The following is a 1,061-nucleotide window of genomic DNA, read 5'->3' on the forward strand; positions in this document are numbered from 1 at the left end:
ATATGAGATAACCGGCAATGGAAGACTTAAAAATTGGAAGAATGATATAGAGTTATGTAGAACCTATAAGATGTACTTAGAAAATATAATAGAGATACGGCATGAACATCAGCATTCTATAAGAGTTGACGGAGGTTATTCAGATGAGGTTTTAGGGATAAGGTTATACTTATATATTGATCTATATATGAAATTACAAAAAGGTACTGAGGTTGAAGTACCGAGTAAGGAAGCAAAGGAAAGGCTTTTTAATGAGATAAAAATTATTAGTGATACGATCATCGGAGAAAGATTTAGGAATTACTGTATTAGTTCTGAAATTAAAGAAGCTTTGATTGGAAATAGGACAAGAGCGATAGTTAAGAAGCTAGTAGAGTTAAAAGTTGGTGAAGAATACGTAATAAGATCCGGATATGAAGGTAATCCGGGACATTGTTTGTATATATCGTTGGTTAAAATGAGTAATGACAATGTAATTGTAAGAGTAGATAACAGATGGATAAAGGAAGGAAGAGTAGATGGAGAGGTTCATAAACATTACACAAAGCAAGAAGGTGAATTGAGGAAAATAAAATCCTGTTACGTTGGAGTATTTAGATTAGGAAGGGATGAAGAGCAATTAACTCAGTATATAGCAGGTGTTATCCAATCAATGTTTTTAAGCTTAACTCAAATAGGAAAAGGATTGAGTAATATATATGGAGTAAGTCTGCCAGGGTGTTTTAAGAACATCTCCGAAGAGGTTGCAAGCTATATAGAAAGCTGGTCGTATCAAACGATACAAAGTCATGATAACGGGAATTGTACATTAAGCAGTTATAATTTAGGGGTATTAGTAAGGTATGGGGAAAGATTCTATAACTGGGTGCTTGCTTATGAGATGCGTGAGACAGTTGTAGGTAACCAAACATCTATGGGTAGCAGTAGTACTACTATTAGTAGTAGAAATGCTGATTTAGGGCTGGCAGCCGGAGGTGGGAGTACGTCTTGGAGAAATAGAGTAGGCGAGAAGAGTGAGACAGAAGGAATAACACAATCCAGCTTAAGCCATACTGAACTTA

Annotated in this window: 1 protein-coding gene; it reads left to right on the forward strand. The window is 35.4% G+C overall.

Annotated features, from left to right (window positions below; translation table 11 throughout):
- On the forward strand, positions 1–1,061 hold a 1,061-nt coding region (locus NF27_RS12570), incomplete at both ends, for a hypothetical protein (protein ID WP_039457936.1).

Source organism: Candidatus Jidaibacter acanthamoeba (assembly GCF_000815465.1).
Lineage (GTDB): Bacteria > Pseudomonadota > Alphaproteobacteria > Rickettsiales > Midichloriaceae > Jidaibacter > Jidaibacter acanthamoebae.